We start from the raw sequence: 17613 nt of genomic DNA on the forward strand, positions 1-17613 counted from the left end.
CCTCTCACGTCTCTGAATTTCATTTTAAAAAGTCGACGTTCCGTTGTCAATCGGTTTGATCCCAAGGCGCGTCCAAACGAAAGACGATGAGACGCTCCCCTGTTTTCGTACTGATGTCCGTGTGGAGCGAAACAATCGAACGGCCGAGCACTTGCCCGACAATCGTTTCAAGTTGGCTCCGTCCCGATTCGACGAGATTGTTGCGGTATTTCTTCAATTGCTCGCGACCTGACGACTTGGTGGCCAAGTCATACTCGGCCGGCGTCAACACACCTTGGAGTGTGACGATGGCGAGGTCCCGAAGCAGGTCTGCCTTACACGTCAATGACCCGCGACCCAAATATTCTTTCTCCCATTGGGTGATCCGGGCGCTCAGTTCCATTTCCAGCTGACCTTTTTTCCGCATTTATTTCACGAATCCAATCATCATCTCACGAAGAATTTTTGCTGCCGCGATGGCCGTCATATCCGACTGATCGTATGCCGGTGACACTTCGACAAGGTCTGCGCCGATGATGTCGAGGTCTGCGTTCGCGATAGCGTGTACCGCTTCTAGCAATTCTTTCGTCGAGATGCCGCCGATTTCTTGTGTACCTGTCCCTGGTGCTGCTGACGGGTCAAGAACGTCGATGTCGATCGTGACATATACTTTTTTCCCAGCGAGTGTCGGTAAGACGCGCTTGAGAGGCTCGATGACTTCAAATTGATGCATGTTGTAGCCGACTTCACGTGCCCACTCAAACTCTTCTTTCATCCCTGAACGGATTCCGAACGAGTAACAGTTCGATGGTCCAATCAAGTTTGCCGCTTTTTTAAGCGGAGTCGAGTGTGAGAGTGGCTCGCCTTCATACTCATCCCGAAGGTCCGTATGCGCATCCAAGTGGATGATGACAAAGTCGTCGCCGTACACGTCGTGCATCGCTTTGATGATCGGCCATGTGACGAGATGTTCGCCACCCATTCCGAGTGGGAACTTGCCTGCTTTGACGACATCTTTGACGAACGCCTCGATCATATCGAGCGACTTCGGTGCGTTTCCGAATGGAAGTGGGATATCTCCTGCATCGTATACCGCTGCATCTGCCAAATCACCGTCTAAATACGGGCTGTATTCTTCAAGGCCGATCGACACTTCACGAATCCGGTTCGGACCGAAACGTGAACCCGGACGGAAACTGACCGTCCAGTCCATCGGCATCCCGTAAAGAACCGTCTTCGCCTCTGTCACCTCTGGGAGACTGGCGATAAACACTTTACCTGAGTATGCTTCATCAAAACGTTTGATCATTTTGTCAAATCCTCCACGAATTTTGGAAGGACGAACGCCGCGTTGTGAAGCTTCGGCGTGTAATATTTTGTTTCGATGTCATGGAAACGCTCAGCCGATACTTGTTCCGGATCGTATTTCTTCGAACCGATTGTGAACGTCCACATCCCGCTCGGGTACGTCGGAACGTTCGCCGTGTACAATTTCGTGATCGGGAAGATTTCCTTCACGTCACGTTGAACCGTTTGAATGAGTTCTGGTGTGAACCACGGGTTATCCGTTTGTGCGACAAAGATGCCATCCTCTTTGAGCGCTTTCGAGATGCCTGCATAGAATCCTTTTGTGAAGAGGTTCGCTGCTGGCCCAACTGGTTCTGTCGAGTCGACCATAATGACGTCGTACTCGTTCTCTGATTTCGCAATATGCATGAAACCGTCACCGACGATGACTTCAACACGTGGGTTATCAAGTTCACCGGCAATGTTCGGCAAGTATTTCTTCGAATATTCAATGACTTTCCCGTCAATATCAACGAGAACTGCCTTTTCAACTGATGGGTGTTTCATGATTTCACGGATGACACCGCCGTCTCCCCCACCGACTACAAGCACATGCTTTGGATTCGGGTGTGTAAAGAGTGGGACGTGTGCGACCATCTCGTGATAGACGAATTCGTCCTTATCCGTCGTCATGACCATCCCGTCAAGTAACAACATCGTTCCGAACTCGTCCGTTTCGACCATTTCTAGTCGTTGAAACTCCGTTTGTTCGCTCTCATAAACGTGGTTTACACGGAACGTGATCCCGTAATCTTCTGTTTGGTGCTCCGTAAACCATAATTTTAATTTTTGGTCCATCGATAGAACCCCTTTCTGTTCAAAAAGTTGTTCGTATGCGAGTGGCGTTTTGAGGCGCTTCTTAATCATACGATAGGAAGTATACAAAACCTGTACCCATTTTGCACGAATTTTTTGAAGAATGGTTCCTGAATGTGAGTTTTTTGTGAGACGTGACCGATATACTGAATGAACCAATTTTGAATGGAAAGGTGGAATAGTATGTGGTCACCCTGCGCTTCTTGTAATACAACAATTCCTTTGATTGCTCAAGGGACACTCGTCACAACATTCAAGGAATACCCGTATACATCGTTTGAAGAACTAGATGTACTCCTCACACAAGCAAACGGAACGGTATACTGTGTCGATCCTGCATCGAACCGTCAGACCCCGCCGCTTGAGGTCGAAGTATTAAAAGATCAGCTTGCTAACCGGCACATCATTGAACAGATTCAGCACGGCACGTTCGAGAGTCATCTCCAGCCAATCATCTTCCTCGATTCTACGGAAACGTTCGGGTACGAGGCACTTCTCCGTAGCGGTGCCAACATCTCGCCTTATGATTTATTCCGGACGGCAAACCGTTTCGGTCTTCATTCGAAGCTCGATCAACGTGCTCGTGCCGAAGCCATCAAAGCGACATATGAAGTCGTCGCCCCTCACCAAAAGACATTCATCAACTTCTTACCGTCGACGATTTACAACCCCGACTATTGTTTGCAGCATACGTTCGATATCATCGACCGATATCAACTTAACCCGGACCGCTTTATCTTTGAAGTCGTGGAGACGGAGAAGGTACATGACGTCGATCATCTCCAGCACGTCTTTTCGACGTATAAAAAGCGGGGCATGCAAGTTGCGTTAGACGACGTCGGTGCAGGTTTCTCGACCATCGATATGTTGAAGCGGCTCGAACCGGACTATGTCAAAATCGACCGTTCGTATGTTTCATTTTGTGACGAGGATGCCGAGAAGCGGGATTTCCTCAAAAAAGTGCGTGCGTTGACCCATTCGATGGGCATCACACTTCTCGCCGAAGGTGTCGAGCGCATCGAAGAAGCGGATGTGTGCCGTGAGCTCGGATTTGATTTGGCACAAGGGTATTTCTTCGGAAAACCGGCTCCTGCGAAAGAGCACGTTATCAAAACAGCATAAGCACGTTTCTTTATTCCAAGTGTGGGCATCGACTTCATCGAGTGCCCGCACTTTTTTGTTTTTCGTATGAAGCGGTTGTCGTCTTCACCACTTCGAGACGGTTTCATCGATTTATAGGTTTCGGTCTGAGGTGTTCAGGAGATAGCATATTATAGAAGGTCGACGCGAGCGAAAGAGGTGGAGATGTAGATGAAATCATGGATTGTCAGTGGCTATGCCATCGTACTCGGAATCATCATCGGCTTAGTGAGTTGGCTTTTCTTATCGGTTGTTTATAAAGGGATTCACGTTGTGTGGCATACGATTCCTGAGCAATTTGATTTTCCGTTTTATGTGTTTCTCGTACCGGTCATCGCCGGTATATGCATCGGTCTGTTGCAACGTCGATACGGTCAGATGCCCCGTCTCATGCCTGAGGTGTTAGAAGAACGAAAAGGAACGGGACGCATTGACTATCGTTTGATCGGCTTCACGACGTTGACCGCCCTCCTCGTTCTCATTGGAGGGGCAAGTCTTGGCCCTGAGGCCGCGCTCGTCGGAATCGTCGGCGGGCTCACGACGTGGTTCTCGGAGCGCATCCGGCACGTCCGTCAAGAATTAGCGGAATTGCAAGAAGTCGGTCATGCCGTCGTGCTCGGGATTGTCTTCAACGCGCCACTCTTCGGGGCAATCGCAGCGGAAGAGACCGAGCAGAAAAAACAGCCGATGCTGAACCTGCTTGCGACACTTGCCGGAATCGGGACGTTTTATTTACTCAATCAACTTGACGAACGTCCACCGTTCATCATTAAGTTCCCTGCGATTGAAAGTGTCCAGATCGATTGGACGATGTTATGGATTGTTCTTGGCGGCATGGTTCTCGGCTGGCTTTACTTGGTCAGTGAACATGCATTGATGCGGCTCTTCTCAAACGTGCCTATTCTAATCCTCACGACACTCGGCGGCGTCGGAATCGGGATCATGGCTCTTCTTTATCCGGACCTCCTCTTCTCTGGAGAAGAAACGATTCTTGAGTATATCGACGAGTGGAGTCTGATTCCGCTCTACACCCTTCTCTTATTTAGTGTATTGAAACTGCTCTTTACGGCGTTCTGTCTAGCGACTGGATGGCGCGGTGGACACATCTATCCGCTGCTCTTCTCTTCTTTCACGCTCGGTTATTTTTTCAGCCTCTTGTTCGAACTAGATATGACGTTTACGGTCGTTCTGACGACGAGTGCCTTACTCGCCACGGCCATGCGACAACCGTTGGCCATCATCGTGTTACTCGTGCTCTTTTTCCCACCGAATAGTTGGCTCTATGTATTCGCAGTCGTGGCCATCGTTTCTAAAATTCCACTTCCCTCATTCATCCATCCGCCAGTGAAAGCTTGATTTTAGATGTTGAAAAAAGGGTAATGGATGTATAGTTATGCAATCTGTCGAAAGGAGGAACGGTTGTGAGCGAATACGAAATGGCCATTGAAAACCTAATTGACGCAGTTAGCTCGGATTGGATTAGCATCATTTTAGCTATTTTAGTCGTGATTATGGGGATTGTCGTTTTCATCTACGTCGTCATGACAATCGTCGACATGTTTTTATCCAAGGACATCGTCTGGGGAATCGTTGAAGTCATCGCTCTATTCGTAGGACTGGCAGTGCTCTTGTCCGTCTTCTATTACTGGAATCGAAATCGGGTCAAAGCACAGTTCGGTCTCTTCCTCGTCTTGTTCTCTCTCGCAGTAAATGTGTACTTCTTCGTTCGTTATGCGGACGAAATTAACGCTGTCCTGAACAGCGTTTACTAAAAAACGAGGGGAATCTCCCCTCGTTTTCATCGTTCATGGAAAGGTGGTGTTTCCTTTGAAACGTCGCGTCATTCAACTCATCATCATGATCCTCAGCGTCATTTTGCTCGTCGGTCTCTTGTTTTGGCTCGATATCCTCATTCCCGTATTAATCGGGATCGCCATCGTCGCACCGCTCGTCGTCGGTTGGCAGATTTTATTTGACCAAGTACAGCCCCAAGGGAAGCTCGCCTGGTTATTGACCGTATTCTTCATCCCGTTCATCGGCGTCTTGGCATGGGTCATGTTCGGCCGTACGCCGCGTCGCCATCGACGCTTTAAACGAACATCGTCAGAAATCCGGATGCTAAAACAAGCGATCGAGAGTGAAAAAATCGAGACTTCTCCTGATATCGTGTCTGCTTATCCGTTGACACGGACACTTGAAAAATTAGGAGCAAGCGGTGCGGACGCTCACACGTCGACAACTCTCCTCGTCAACGGCGAAGAAAAGTTCGAGGCGTTATTAGATGCCATCAACAGTGCGACCGACCATATCCACATTCAATACTATCTATTTAGAACCGATGAGATTTCATTAAAGGTCCGAGATGCACTCATCCAAAAATCAAATGAGAACGTCATCGTTCGCTTTTTATATGACGGACTCGGTAGCCAAGAAATCGGGGAAGATTTTATTCAGCCGTTACGGGAATCCCGCGTCCACGTCCAAGCGTTCGATCCGGTCCTGCACCCTTATCTCGTCTTCAATGCCAACTTCCGCAACCATCAAAAACTGATTGTCGTGGATGGACGAATCGCGCTAACAGGCGGGTTGAACGTCGGTGATGAATATCTCGGAAAAAATGAGAAGCTCGGTTTCTGGCGTGACACGCATCTACGTCTCGAAGGTCCGCTCGTCCGAGAACTCCAACAGCTTTTTGTCGAGAACTGGCTGTATGCGGGACAAGGGACAATTGATGAGACGTGGGACCTATTCGCAGATGAAGAGCACCTCTCTCAGTACTTTGTGAATGAACCGAAAGGACAAAACGGGGCGACACAACTGCTCGTCACGTCACCTGGTAAAGACGTGACGATTCGCGATGGGTTGATGCGTCTGTTGATGGAGGCAAAAGAGTCGATCTGGCTCACCACCCCATACCTCGTTCCTCCACCTGAACTGTTGGCGATTCTCGAAGTCGCAGGTCGTAGCGGCATTGATGTGCGCATCGTCGTACCGGGCAAGGGAGACGAATGGTTCAGCTTCCATGCGACCGAATATTATTTCGAACAGCTGTTGAAGCGGAACATTAAAATTTATAAATACAATCGCCATTTCATCCATGCGAAAACGCTCCTGATCGATGGCAAAGTTGCACTCGTCGGGTCAGCCAACTTCGATTTCCGAAGTATGTTTCTGAATCACGAGATGATGATCGCCCAGTTCGATACGACGTCAATCCAACAACTTCACGAAACCTTCTTAAAAGATTTTGAGGAATCGATTTTAATCGACTGGGCCGTGTTACGGAAGAAAACGACCGGTAAGCGTTTCGTCGAGGCGTTTTGTCATATCTTCTCGCCTCTTCTCTGACGCATTCGCCAGACGAGGTAAGAAACCCCGACGAGACCGACCAAGAACAGTTGCCATCCGACCGTCAATTGCATCGCTGCCGTCACCGCCAGCCCTTCCATGATGAGGGCAGGCACTTTCCCAATCGTACTTGCGACCGCAAATGAGGCGAGTGTCATACGACTGAACGCTGCCGATAACGTGACAAGTCCCGACGGTACGAACGGCATGAGACGCATGCCAAGGACGAGAAACCATGCCTCCGCCCCTGTGGCCTCACGGAGTCGCTGAAACCGGCCACCGTCCGGGGACGTATAACGATGCAGCGCTTTTCGGTAAAGAATGAAACTGACGATGGCTCCTACCGCCTCACCGACAATCGAGACGAGAATACCGGGTACGAGACCGAGGACGCTCACGTTGATCGCCGTCAAAAAAGCACTCGGTAACACCCCAGCCACCGCAATCACACTATTGAGTAAAATACTCATTATTAAAAATAAAGGGAGCGGGAGCAGTTCCCATTCCATAACCATCACTCTTTCTATTCACAAAATAAGGACCATGACGCGTTGTCATGGTCCTTTACTATATCATAGCGATGATGAAGAGGTCGCGCCTGCTTCATCCCACGAGTCTTCGTCGACTGGTGGTAAATGTTTTTCTTCCAATTTCGAAACGACAACCGCACATGCCGCATCCCCCGTGATGTTGACAGATGTGCGAAGCATATCGAGAATACGGTCGACCCCGATAATGAGGGCGATTCCCTCTACCGGTAAGTTGACCGACTGAAGGACGAGGGCAAGCATGACAAGCCCGACTCCTGGTACACCTGCTGTCCCGATTGAAGCAAGGACCGCCGTAATGACGACCGTCAACAATTGAGTCATTGTTAAGTCAGACGCGAATACTTGCGCAATGAAGATGGTAGCAACACCTTGCATGATGGCCGTTCCGTCCATGTTGACCGTTGCCCCGAGTGGTTGCACGAACGACGAAATCGAACGTGGTACACCGAGTTTCTTCTGGGCGACTTCCATCGATACCGGAAGCGTCGCATTCGACGAAGATGTCGAGAATGCGAATGTCATCGCCTCATAGAAGTTTTTGAAGAAGAACACTGGGCTCATCTTTCCGATGAAGTAAACGGCTGCCCCGTATACAATCGTTGCGTGTAAGAAGAGCGTCAAGACAACGGCAATCATATACCATGCCATGGCGACGACCGCATCGAGACCGATGCCTCCGATTGCCGAAGCAATCAATGCGAATGCACCGTATGGCGCGAGCTTCATGACGAGATGAATCAAGTACATCATGATGCGATCACCTTGTTTGACGAATTGACGCCATGTCTTCGCCTTGTCACCAAGGGCAATCAGCGCGAATCCAATCAATGCTGCAAAGACGATGATTTGAAGCATGTTTCCTTCAGCGAGTGCCGTAATCGGATTCGTTGGAATCATATTGACGAATGTCTGTACGATATTTGACGATTCCTCGGTCGCTGTAGATTCAAATTCAAGACCTGTTGTTTGGAAGTCCCCACGCTCCCCTGGTTGTAAAACAGATGCGACGCCCATCGCCAACATAATCGCGAGTGCTGTCGTCGCTAAGAAGAACAAAATCGACTTCGTCCCGACCCGACCTAGCTCTTTCGGGTCCCCGAGACCCATGACGCCTAAAATAATCGAGAAGAAGACGATCGGCACGACTAACATTTTAATCAGATTCAAAAAGACCGTTCCGACCGGAGATAAAATATACGGATTCACAATCTCATAAATTGAATCCGGCAATCCCGCCAATCCGAGACCAACTACAACACCTAGCGCGAGACCGATTAAGATTTTTTTCGTTTCGCTCATCGTATCACCCTTTCTTTTTTTCACAATGTAGTCAGTATATCATAATACTGAATTTTCATACAATTACAAATGAATATCTCTTCAGTTACATAATTTCCTTTTACTCCCAAAAATGCGAAACAAAAAAGATTGGAGACGAAAAAATCGTCCAATCTTTTTACTCGGCACCTAAGCGCTCGAGCTCTGCATGAAGTTCAGTCGAGTTCGTCCAAATTTCTGGGCGATGTTCTTGTAGGAAATTCGCCAATACGTCGCGGGACGGAGCGTCCATCATGTCGATTAAAATCCGACCCTTCAACGATTTGTCCATCTGATTGACGTGATAAGGCAATAATTTATAGCCTCGTCTCGCTTCGACATCTACCGACATGTCACATGCCGCGACGCCGCCATAGTAAAAGCCTTCTCGTTTTCGACCGACCGTCACCCAAATGATCCAATACGGTTTCCCGTTCGGTACCGCTTCTTGGTCCGTCAAAAACTTGATTCGCTTCTCGATGGCAGACTTGGCGTGCATCGCACCCATATCGATTGTCGCCGTGCCCGCCTCGACATCGATGATGACCGGGGACATGTTATTTAAACTAAGCGAACCGACACCAAAACCGCCGTGCCCGTCCGTCGCGTCGTCTGAAATGATATTAAAATTAATGTCTTTCATGTTCCACCCTCCCTCTCTACTGTACACAATGATATAGGATGGTGGCAATCCTGAGTCACTTCCAGTCAATTTGAAAACGTCTTCCCGGTCCAATGTGACGGATGAGCGTGCGGTCCATTTCAATGACCCGACCGATGACGTTGACCCGTTCATCTGCCGGCAAATCCCGCTTCGTTACTTGCAGTTCTCCCTCATAACGCCCATATCGTTCGTTGTCCATCGTGATGCTGCCGAGCAGTCGTTCTTCTGTATGTTGCGGTTGAATCAAATGGTCCCCGGGTCGTCCGTAAGCTCTCGATTCGACCGAGCGAATGACATCTCGGGCTGGGTCCATCCGGTTCGTATGCAGTGTCGGTAATGAATCGACACTGTACTCTGAAGTTGCACGAAGGACGATGATTCCTTCATCGTACACCTGAAATTGTCGCATCGCCTGATTGGACACGCGCGGGTCACCAATCAAAATTCGGTCGACCGTCGCTTGTAAATCGATATAACACGAAAGCGGAGACTGATGGCGATGCTCCTCGAGTGTCGGTAACGTCTCATGAAGAGGTCCACGTAACTGTTCATCTCCAGGAATGAACGCCTGTACTTTGATTCCTTGTGCATGTAACCAGGCGTTTCTCTCGTCAAACCAGGAGCGGTCAAGCCCCGTCTCGGGACGGGGATAAAAATTATGCCACGCTTCGACGTGGTCCCGTCGTAGCCCTTGTCGCAACATCTCTTCAAGCTCTGTTTCCGTGAGTGTACTGGCATTAAGTGCGACCATCATATGTCGTGACAAGTCGGCCACTTGTTTCGGTGTGACGCCATAGTCGACACGTAACCCCGTGACGCCCCAGTCCAACAGTGTATGGGCATCATTCCAGTCCTTACCGAGCGCCTGTAGAGATGACGGGGCGATGTCTGCCACGAGTTCCATGTTTAGGCGTCTTGCCAATTCCCCTAACTGCTGGAGCCGTCCTGTATATAACGTCGAATCGTCTTCCGGAATATGAAGCGACGTGAAGATGCTCGTGAACCCGCTCTCTCGCATGCGTTCGATCCAATCAATGGACGCAGACGTCAATTCCTCACTTAAGTAAACAGAAATCCCTCTCATCTATTTCCCTCCTCACAAAACGTATAGAAAAAGATGACTCGACCGAGCCATCTTTGTTTGTCAAATCCCATCCGCCATCTCTTCTTTGAAGCCGAAGAAATAAGTGAACAGGAAGCCTGCCGTATACGAAATCAATAGTCCGGCGACATACGTCAAATACATCCCGTCGTCAATCAGCGGTGTAAGGGATAGACCCGATACACCAATTCCAAGTGCAGCCGTCTTCATCGTTGCTTGGAAGGCACCACCGACCGCTGCCCCGAGACATGCCGTTAAGAACGGACGTCCGAGCGGAAGTGTGACCCCGTAAAGGAGCGGTTCGCCGATTCCAAGGAAACCGACCGGGATGGCCCCTTTGATAATATTACGGAGTCGCGGGTTGCTTGTCTTCACAAAGATTGCAAGCGCCGCACCGACTTGACCGGCACCCGCCATCGCCAAGATTGGAAGAAGCGCCGTCGTCCCGACCGTATTCAACAGTTCTAAATGGATCGGCGTCAAACCATGGTGTAACCCGACCATGACGAGCGGTAAGAAGAAACCGGCCAAAAGTGCCCCAGCGACAGGTCCCCCGAACTCAAGCGTCGCATTAATGCCTCGCATGATCCCATCTGACAATACACCCGCGACCGGCATGATCGCATAGAGTGCTGTAAATCCGACGATGAGGACCGTGAAGAGTGGTGTGAAGATAATATCGATCGATACCGGCATGAAGCGACGAATATGCTTCTCGATATACGTCATGAGCCAACCGGCAAAAATGACACCGAACAAGCCACCGCGTCCGACGACAAGCGGTTCCCCATAAATGACGATGTCCGCGAGGAGCGGGTTGAATAGAATCCCTCCGGCAATCGCCCCGAGCACCGGTGTCCCCCCGAACTCTTTCGCCGTGTTCCACCCGACGAGGATGGCTAAGTATGCGAAGACTGTGCTACCGAGGACGAGTAAAATCTGCATCCACGTCTCCGTCCGGTCGACACCGGCGTTGACAGCAAAGTTCGCCGCACCGTTGATGATTCCTGAAGCGACAAGACCCGGAATGAGCGGGATGAAAATATTCCCGAGTCGACGGAGGAATCGTTTAAACGGTGACTTTTGCTTTTCTTTTACTTTTTGACGCTCGACCGCTGCGCGTTCCTCTGGCGTCAAGTTCGCGTCCACTGACTCTTCTCCGATCGCAAGGCCTGTCTCATGACTCATATAATCCGCGACCCGATTCACCGTTCCCGGACCGACGACGATTTGTAGCGTCTCATCATCGATGACCCCCATGACGCCATCAATCTTCTTCAAGGCGTCAAGATCGGCTTTGGTCGGATCCTTCAACGACAATCGGACACGCGTCATACAGTGAGCGAGTTGACGAATGTTCTCTTTCCCCCCGACTTGTGCGAGGATGTCCCGTGCTAAAACCTCTTCTTTCTTCATCTCGATTTTCCCCCTTATAGCGCCTCGCGGACAAACCCGTTCGCACGCTCTAATCGTTTGATGGCTTCTTCATAAGAGACGTCCGCCAAAATCATGACGATTGCTGTTTTGACATGTCCTTTGGATGACGCAAAATAACGCGCGGCCGTTTCCATGTCGACCCCTGTCGCTTCTGCAATCATCCGCTTGGCACGTACTTCTAATTTTTCGTTCGTCGGTTTCACGTCGACCATCAAGTTTTGATACACTTTGCCTACTCCAATCATCGACGTTGTCGAAATCATGTTGAGGACCAATTTCTGTGCCGTCCCTGCCTTCAATCGTGTCGAACCGGTCAACACTTCCGGTCCTGTCTCCACTTCAATCGGATAGTCTGCATGGCGGCTGATGATTGCGTCCTGATTACAGGAGATGGCCGCAGTGGTTGCTCCAACTTCCCGTGCATAATCGAGACCTCCGATCACATACGGCGTCCGCCCGCTCGCCGCAATCCCAATGACAGTGTCGTCCGCCGTCAGTTGAAGCGCTTTCAAATCATCGACTGCCAATTCCTTGCTGTCTTCTGCTCCCTCGACCGCTTGAATGAGCGCACGCTCGCCACCGGCAATCAACCCGATGACCTGATCCGGGGACACCCCGAACGTCGGTACGCACTCTGCGGCGTCTAAAATGCCTAAACGTCCACTCGTACCCGCCCCGATATAAATCAAGCGACCGCCTTTACGAAAGGATGCGATGACCCGCTCCACAACTTGCGCGATGACGGGAATCTGATGTTGAATCACTTGCGGGACTTGTCGGTCCTCACTGTTCATGATCGTCAATCGCTCCTCGATCGACATCTCATCTAGTTGCATCGTTCGTTCATTCCGTCTTTCTGTAGCCAATTTCTCTAGCATCGCCACCATCCTTTCTTCTCTATGATTTCATGGTACTATATTGAAACTTAAAGTCAATTTATTATTAGTTATTTTTGAAATTTAATTTCAGTATTTACGAAAGAAAAACTCACTCCGGTCGAATGAGTTGTTTCTTCAGGACGTGAACGCGCACGCCTTTATTCGTGGTAGAATCCTTTTCGTATACATAGCCGTTTCGCTCCCAAAACCGACGAGCGCGCAGATTGTTCGGAAGGACACCTAATCGAAACACCGTCTGATAGGGGCGCATATACTCTTCTTCCACTTGTTCATATAACGTTTGCGCCAAGCCCGTCCCGTGAAGGGTCTCATCGACGACGAACAATCCGAGCCAAAGCGAACCGTCCACGGGATGTCGTTTCAACAGGTCCGCGATGGCGACAATCCGTCCATCTGCACGAATAATCAGACTGACGGTGCCGTCCTCTGCAAAATCCGCCACGTTCTCATCACGGAACGCTTGAATGGACTGTCCATTCAAACGGGCAAAGGTACGTTGTCTCACCAAGAAGTCTTCCAATTCCGCGCGATCTTCTTTCGAATACGGTCTGATCATCGGCGCAACTTCACCATCTCATCTCGCGCTTCGGCATAGCGATCAATCAAGCCTTCTCCTTTTCGATGCAAGAGACCCATATATAACGTATCGACAATTGTTAATTGCGTCATCCGCGAGGCGATGCTCGCAATCCGGAAATCGCTCTCGACGTTCGGCGTACAAAGGCGTACGTCCGCTTCCCGATAAAGTGGCGACTTGTCCAAGTTCGTGATGGCGATGACGGGCACACGTTTCTTCTTGGCGAAACGAACGAGTTCGAGCACATCTTTCGTCCGTCCCGACGTGCTGATGGCGACGAATACGTCTGATTTTCCTAAATGCGGAATCAACGACAACATATAATGAAAGTCCGACGATGTCGTAGCCGCATACCCGAGCTTCGTGAATTTATATTGCGCATCCATCGCTGCAGTCGACGATCCACCGACCCCATAAAAGATGACACGATTCGCGCGCGCGAATAAGTCCACCGCATGTTCGAGCTCGCGTTTGTCCATCGCTTCGGCACACGCCTCGATCGCCGCTTTATTCACATGGATGACTTTTTGAAACGAATCGTACGGCGTATCTTTTTGCTGGAGAACGTTGAAGTCCGTCAATGTCGTTTCTGTGACGGCCAAGTCTTTCACGAGCGCAAGCTTAAATGCTTTAAAGCTATCAATCCCGACTACGCGGGCGAAACGGACGATACTCGCCTCGGATACATCCGTCTTTTGGGCAAGTTCTTTCGTCGTCATATTTGGAATGAGCGTTGAATGGGACAAGATATAGTCCGCGATTTTCTTTTCAACCGCCGTCATATCGTCTTTTGCTAAATCAATTTTCGTAAGTAAGGATTCCATCGGGTCATCCCCTTCCTGCAACTGTTGTTCTTTTATGATAGCGGATTCTTTCCTCATATTCCAACCGGCTAAAAAGGTCGAGCGTGCGCCCGACCTATAAGTTGTTCGTATTGAACGTATCTCCACCTTGAATCGACCCGTTCTCAAAGCCTCTCTCGAACCAGCGCATCCGCTGTTCCGACGTTCCATGCGTGAACGAGTCCGGCGTCACGTATCCACGCGCCTGACGTTGTAACGTGTCGTCACCGATCTGGTGAGCTGCATTCATCGCTTCTTCGACGTCCCCTGCTTCGAGGTAACCGAGTCCTTGCGCGTGATGCGCCCATACGCCTGCGTAGTAGTCCGCCTGTAACTCGAAACGGACGAGATAGCGATTGAATTCAGTCTCGCTCATCTCATTCCGAAGCGGCATAATCTCTTCTGTCGTTCCGAGAAGCGTCTGGACATGGTGCCCGACCTCATGGGCGACGACGTATGCCATCGCAAAATCACCCGGCGCATTGAAACGCTGACTCAGCTCATCATAGAAACTTAAATCAATGTACAGCTTTTGATCACCCGGACAGTAGAAGGGGCCGACCGCCGACCCGGCGATGCCGCAAGCGGATTCAACTTGTCCCGAGAACAGGACGAGCGTCGGTTCTTGGTACGTCATGCCGTTCTCCGCAAAAATATCTGTCCATACTTCTTCCGTATCTTTCAAGACGACCGCCACAAAGTCCGCCATCTCCTCTTCTCGCTCCGTACCGGTGTATGTTCCTTCAGTTTGCGGCTCACCTAGTCCGATATTGTTGACGAGGTCGGTCGGGCTTCCCCCATTCAATAATGTAAAGACGATGACGAGAATCAATCCGAGACCACCCCCGACCCCGGCAATCCCTTTTCCTCCGATGCTACGCCCTCTTCGGTCCTCGACGTTACGGCTCTGTTGTCTACCTTTCCACTTCATCTTCATTCCTCCTACATTCGCTCTGTCTTGTTCCTTACCCGAAATGTTGAAAAAGTGAGCGCAAGCTTTGAGGTGGACGAAAATTTTCTTTTCTCGAGGAAGTGGATTCACTACAATGAAAGAGACTTCAGCAAAGGAGGAATGACCCATGCCTTACGTAACGGTAAAAATGCTCCCGGGCCGTACCGTGGAACAAAAACGCGCGTTAATTGAAAAAGTGACGGATGCAGTCTCAGAGACAACGAATGCTCCGAAAGAGAACATCACTGTCTTCATCGAAGAGATGGATGCGACGCACTACGGTCAAGCCGGCGTCATGCACGCGGACAAGAAATAAGTAACGAACGGACTCCTTGAATCGGGGTCCGTTTTTTCGTCTAAGCACCACGTCAAATATGTATTCGTTGAACTTCTTGAATTTTCGCTTGTAGCCCACAAAGAACCTCTTCAATGAAATCATCGACCTCTTCAGGTGACATATATACATATTCATGCTGTGGGTCAAACGGATGTGTTTTATAGAAGGACGTGATGTTTTGAATTTGTTGTCCCGTTTGTCCTTGTGGGAAAAACGGTAAGACGTCTTCGAACGAGTCAATGTGACAGAAGTCCGTCCAAAAGATATGATTCGGATGTTTTGCCAAGTACTCAAAGTCAATCCCATACCAGTCCGTTTTGACTAAACGGGTATAGTCTGGTGTTCCGACGATTGCCCGTACAATCGGTTCTTCTTTTTTCGCACGGGTCAACTGCACCCAATATTCGTCTGTGACCAGATGAAAATAATAACCGACTAAATAAGACCATTCTGTATTCGATTTTGTGGTCCCTCCATCTAAATACGTCTGTTTGAACAAATCAGAGGAGATCCCGTTCTCTGTTTTGAAATGGGTGATGGTTTTCGGTGGTTCAGGACGTCCATCCGCTCCGACCAACCCACAGTCTGGACCGATATTTCCTACTAAAAAAGGTATGCGTTCAAACGCGGAATCTGTCTCGAGAATCCGCTCCGCGATACGAAAGTGAGTCACCCATGTCGCCATTTTCATTCCTCCATTTTACTTCAATCTTCTCGGTTCACTTCGAACCGTTCACTCGGCATGGTCGGCTTAATCAAGTGCCGTGTTGCCCGCCAAATGTGGTAACCGATCCGGTCAAGCCACAGCAATACTTGTACTTTTTGGATCGTCTGGTCCATCTCCAACTGATTCGCCGCCGTTTCTTCAAGCAGCTCAGAGCGATGTGCCTTCCGATATTCCGCCAATTGTTTTGACGCCTGTTTCCACATCTTCGAATCTTCCGGTGGCGTATGATGGTTCAATTGATGAACGAGATCGAGTTCGTGCAAGACGAGTTCGCGCGCCGCTAAAAAGTCCGTGTCCCGCAGTGACTGGACCGGTTCGATTTCACGCAATACGTACAACCACCGTTCGAGATGGTCGATTGAATGCAGGAGGGACAAGTGTTGCCCGTAGTCATTTTGCTTTCCGACATCGTCTAGTTGAATCGTACTCAAAAAGACGCGGACATCGCTCAGCGTCTTGTCGACGAGCGTCAATTCATCTTCCCGGAGACGTCCCTCCCGGACGAGCAACTCGGTCTCGTTCCCTAAATAGCGTTCAATCTCGAGTAAAGACCGGCGAGCCGCCTCAAGGGCGACCGTTGGGAGTTGCGACATGTTCTTGTCGAGCAGACGTGTCAATTTTTCTGATCGGCTCGGAATCCATTTTAGTAACCTTCTTGCGAACGGCTGATAAAATGGCAAGAACAAGAGGACGCCTAACACATGGAACGTCGTATGGAATAGGGCGAGACGTAACAAGTCGTTCCAGTTGAACCAATCGGCTACTCGATTGACGACATAGAAGAGAACGGGAAACGTCAGCCATCCGATGAGGACGATGGACACGTGATAGATGGCATGCCCCAATACGATGCGTCGGGCCGACTTCCAGCCTCCGATTGAACCGAGTGCCACGACAAGACTCGTCCCAGCACTTTGACCGAGTACCAAAAAAGTGGCTTGCGGAAGTGAAATCGCGGCGGTCGCAAGAGCCGTCATCGTTAAGACGAGCCCAATCGTCGACGACTGAAGGACAACCGTCATCGCAAACCCGATGCCAATCAGGAACGCCTGTTGAGAAAAACGCATCGACTCGATTGGTCCGAACGAGAACGTGACGACATCCCGCATCGCCTCTTGTAGCGTCCCAACCCCGACAAAAATCAAACCGATACTGACGAATAATAGCCCGATTCGTCGTAGACGTGGTCCTGAGAGACGAAGTGCCATCCCGAGACCGATGAGTGGCAAGAACACTTGACGTACGTCTACGTTATAGCCAAGGACGGCGATGATCCATCCGGTCGTCGCGCTACCTACGTTCGCCCCGATGATGAGCGGCAATGCTTGCGTGAACGTGATCAATCCTGCGCTCACAAAACCAATCGTCATCAACGTCGTGACGGTAGAGGATTGAAATAAAGCCGTCAACATCGCGCCAAGTGTCGCCCCCGACAACGAGCCATCGGTGAATTGGTTCAACCGATGACGAAGTCGAGTACCGGCCCATTTTTTCAGCGTGTCTGTGAGTAACGTCATCCCGAGTAAAAAAATCCCGATGCCACCAATCAGTGTCGCAATCTCCATCGTGTCACGCCCC

The 17613-nt window shown here is 50.0% G+C and carries 19 protein-coding genes; 5 read left to right on the forward strand and 14 right to left on the reverse strand.

The window, feature by feature from the left end; translation table 11 throughout:
* Positions 1-46: 46 nt before the first annotated feature.
* The 3 genes from KNP62_RS07300 to speE are packed head-to-tail and all read right to left on the reverse strand — an operon-like array spanning position 47 to position 2124.
* Positions 47-406: a Na-translocating system protein MpsC family protein gene (locus tag KNP62_RS07300; RefSeq protein ID WP_031422162.1), complete on the reverse strand. Its 360-nt coding sequence runs from the start codon at positions 404-406 to the stop codon at positions 47-49.
* On the reverse strand, positions 407-1288 hold the full coding sequence (speB, locus tag KNP62_RS07305) for an agmatinase (RefSeq protein ID WP_214784858.1): 882 nt from the start codon (positions 1286-1288) through the stop codon (positions 407-409).
* Positions 1285-2124 (reverse strand): polyamine aminopropyltransferase, encoded by an 840-nt coding sequence (gene speE, locus KNP62_RS07310; RefSeq protein WP_012727429.1) that lies wholly within the window; start codon positions 2122-2124, stop codon positions 1285-1287. Before speE ends, speB begins: the two co-directional genes overlap by 4 nt.
* Before the next feature lie 201 nt (positions 2125-2325).
* Between speE and KNP62_RS07315 the strand changes: the two genes are divergently transcribed.
* From KNP62_RS07315 to cls, 4 genes are all read left to right on the forward strand, one after another.
* Positions 2326-3264 carry an EAL domain-containing protein gene (locus KNP62_RS07315; RefSeq protein WP_214784860.1) on the forward strand — a complete coding sequence of 313 codons (939 nt, stop codon included), beginning with the start codon at positions 2326-2328 and terminating at the stop codon, positions 3262-3264.
* Positions 3265-3453: 189 nt separating this feature from the next.
* Positions 3454-4638: a chloride channel protein gene (locus tag KNP62_RS07320; RefSeq protein WP_214784863.1), complete on the forward strand. Its 1185-nt coding sequence runs from the start codon at positions 3454-3456 to the stop codon at positions 4636-4638.
* A 65-nt stretch (positions 4639-4703) separates the two neighbouring features.
* Positions 4704-5054, forward strand: a complete 351-nt coding sequence (locus KNP62_RS07325; protein ID WP_074035622.1) for a hypothetical protein — start codon at positions 4704-4706, stop codon at positions 5052-5054.
* Between the two features lie 46 nt (positions 5055-5100).
* Entirely contained in the window at positions 5101-6630 is a 1530-nt protein-coding gene (cls, locus tag KNP62_RS07330) for a cardiolipin synthase (protein ID WP_353047523.1), read from the forward strand.
* Here cls and KNP62_RS07335 read toward each other — a convergent pair.
* From KNP62_RS07335 to ypfJ, 9 genes are all read right to left on the reverse strand, one after another.
* Positions 6606-7139 (reverse strand): TVP38/TMEM64 family protein, encoded by a 534-nt coding sequence (locus tag KNP62_RS07335; protein ID WP_251125625.1) that lies wholly within the window; start codon positions 7137-7139, stop codon positions 6606-6608. The genes cls and KNP62_RS07335 overlap by 25 nt on opposite strands.
* A 63-nt stretch (positions 7140-7202) precedes the next feature.
* Positions 7203-8480 (reverse strand): dicarboxylate/amino acid:cation symporter, encoded by a 1278-nt coding sequence (locus tag KNP62_RS07340; protein ID WP_214784869.1) that lies wholly within the window; start codon positions 8478-8480, stop codon positions 7203-7205.
* Between the two features lie 157 nt (positions 8481-8637).
* Entirely contained in the window at positions 8638-9141 is a 504-nt protein-coding gene (locus KNP62_RS07345; RefSeq protein WP_214784871.1) for a YwhD family protein, read from the reverse strand.
* Between the two features lie 55 nt (positions 9142-9196).
* Positions 9197-10246 (reverse strand): DUF871 domain-containing protein, encoded by a 1050-nt coding sequence (locus tag KNP62_RS07350; RefSeq protein ID WP_214784873.1) that lies wholly within the window; start codon positions 10244-10246, stop codon positions 9197-9199.
* Positions 10247-10306: 60 nt separating this feature from the next.
* Positions 10307-11680 (reverse strand): PTS transporter subunit EIIC, encoded by a 1374-nt coding sequence (locus KNP62_RS07355; protein ID WP_214784875.1) that lies wholly within the window; start codon positions 11678-11680, stop codon positions 10307-10309.
* A 14-nt stretch (positions 11681-11694) separates the two neighbouring features.
* Positions 11695-12588 (reverse strand): N-acetylmuramic acid 6-phosphate etherase, encoded by an 894-nt coding sequence (gene murQ / locus KNP62_RS07360; RefSeq protein WP_214784877.1) that lies wholly within the window; start codon positions 12586-12588, stop codon positions 11695-11697.
* A 100-nt stretch (positions 12589-12688) separates the two neighbouring features.
* Positions 12689-13156, reverse strand: coding sequence for a GNAT family N-acetyltransferase (locus KNP62_RS07365; RefSeq protein ID WP_214784879.1), 468 nt, complete (start codon positions 13154-13156; stop codon positions 12689-12691).
* On the reverse strand, positions 13153-14001 hold the full coding sequence (locus KNP62_RS07370; RefSeq protein ID WP_074035742.1) for a MurR/RpiR family transcriptional regulator: 849 nt from the start codon (positions 13999-14001) through the stop codon (positions 13153-13155). Before KNP62_RS07370 ends, KNP62_RS07365 begins: the two co-directional genes overlap by 4 nt.
* Positions 14002-14095: 94 nt before the next feature.
* The gene (ypfJ, locus tag KNP62_RS07375; RefSeq protein WP_214694680.1) at positions 14096-14950 is read right to left on the reverse strand and encodes a KPN_02809 family neutral zinc metallopeptidase; all 855 of its coding nucleotides are present in this window, start codon (positions 14948-14950) and stop codon (positions 14096-14098) included.
* A gap of 148 nt (positions 14951-15098) precedes the next feature.
* Here ypfJ and KNP62_RS07380 point away from each other — a divergent pair, with 148 nt between their 5' ends.
* The gene (locus KNP62_RS07380) at positions 15099-15287 is read left to right on the forward strand and encodes a 2-hydroxymuconate tautomerase (RefSeq protein ID WP_012727443.1); all 189 of its coding nucleotides are present in this window, start codon (positions 15099-15101) and stop codon (positions 15285-15287) included.
* A gap of 52 nt (positions 15288-15339) precedes the next feature.
* On the opposite strand, the gene KNP62_RS07385 is transcribed toward KNP62_RS07380, so the two are convergent.
* Entirely contained in the window at positions 15340-15993 is a 654-nt protein-coding gene (locus tag KNP62_RS07385; protein ID WP_214784881.1) for a hypothetical protein, read from the reverse strand.
* A 20-nt stretch (positions 15994-16013) separates the two neighbouring features.
* The gene (locus tag KNP62_RS07390; protein ID WP_214784883.1) at positions 16014-17600 is read right to left on the reverse strand and encodes a Na/Pi cotransporter family protein; all 1587 of its coding nucleotides are present in this window, start codon (positions 17598-17600) and stop codon (positions 16014-16016) included.
* Positions 17601-17613 lie beyond the last annotated feature (13 nt).

The sequence above is a fragment of the Exiguobacterium sp. s183 genome (assembly GCF_018617655.1).
Classification (GTDB): Bacteria; Bacillota; Bacilli; order Exiguobacteriales; family Exiguobacteriaceae; genus Exiguobacterium; species Exiguobacterium aestuarii_A.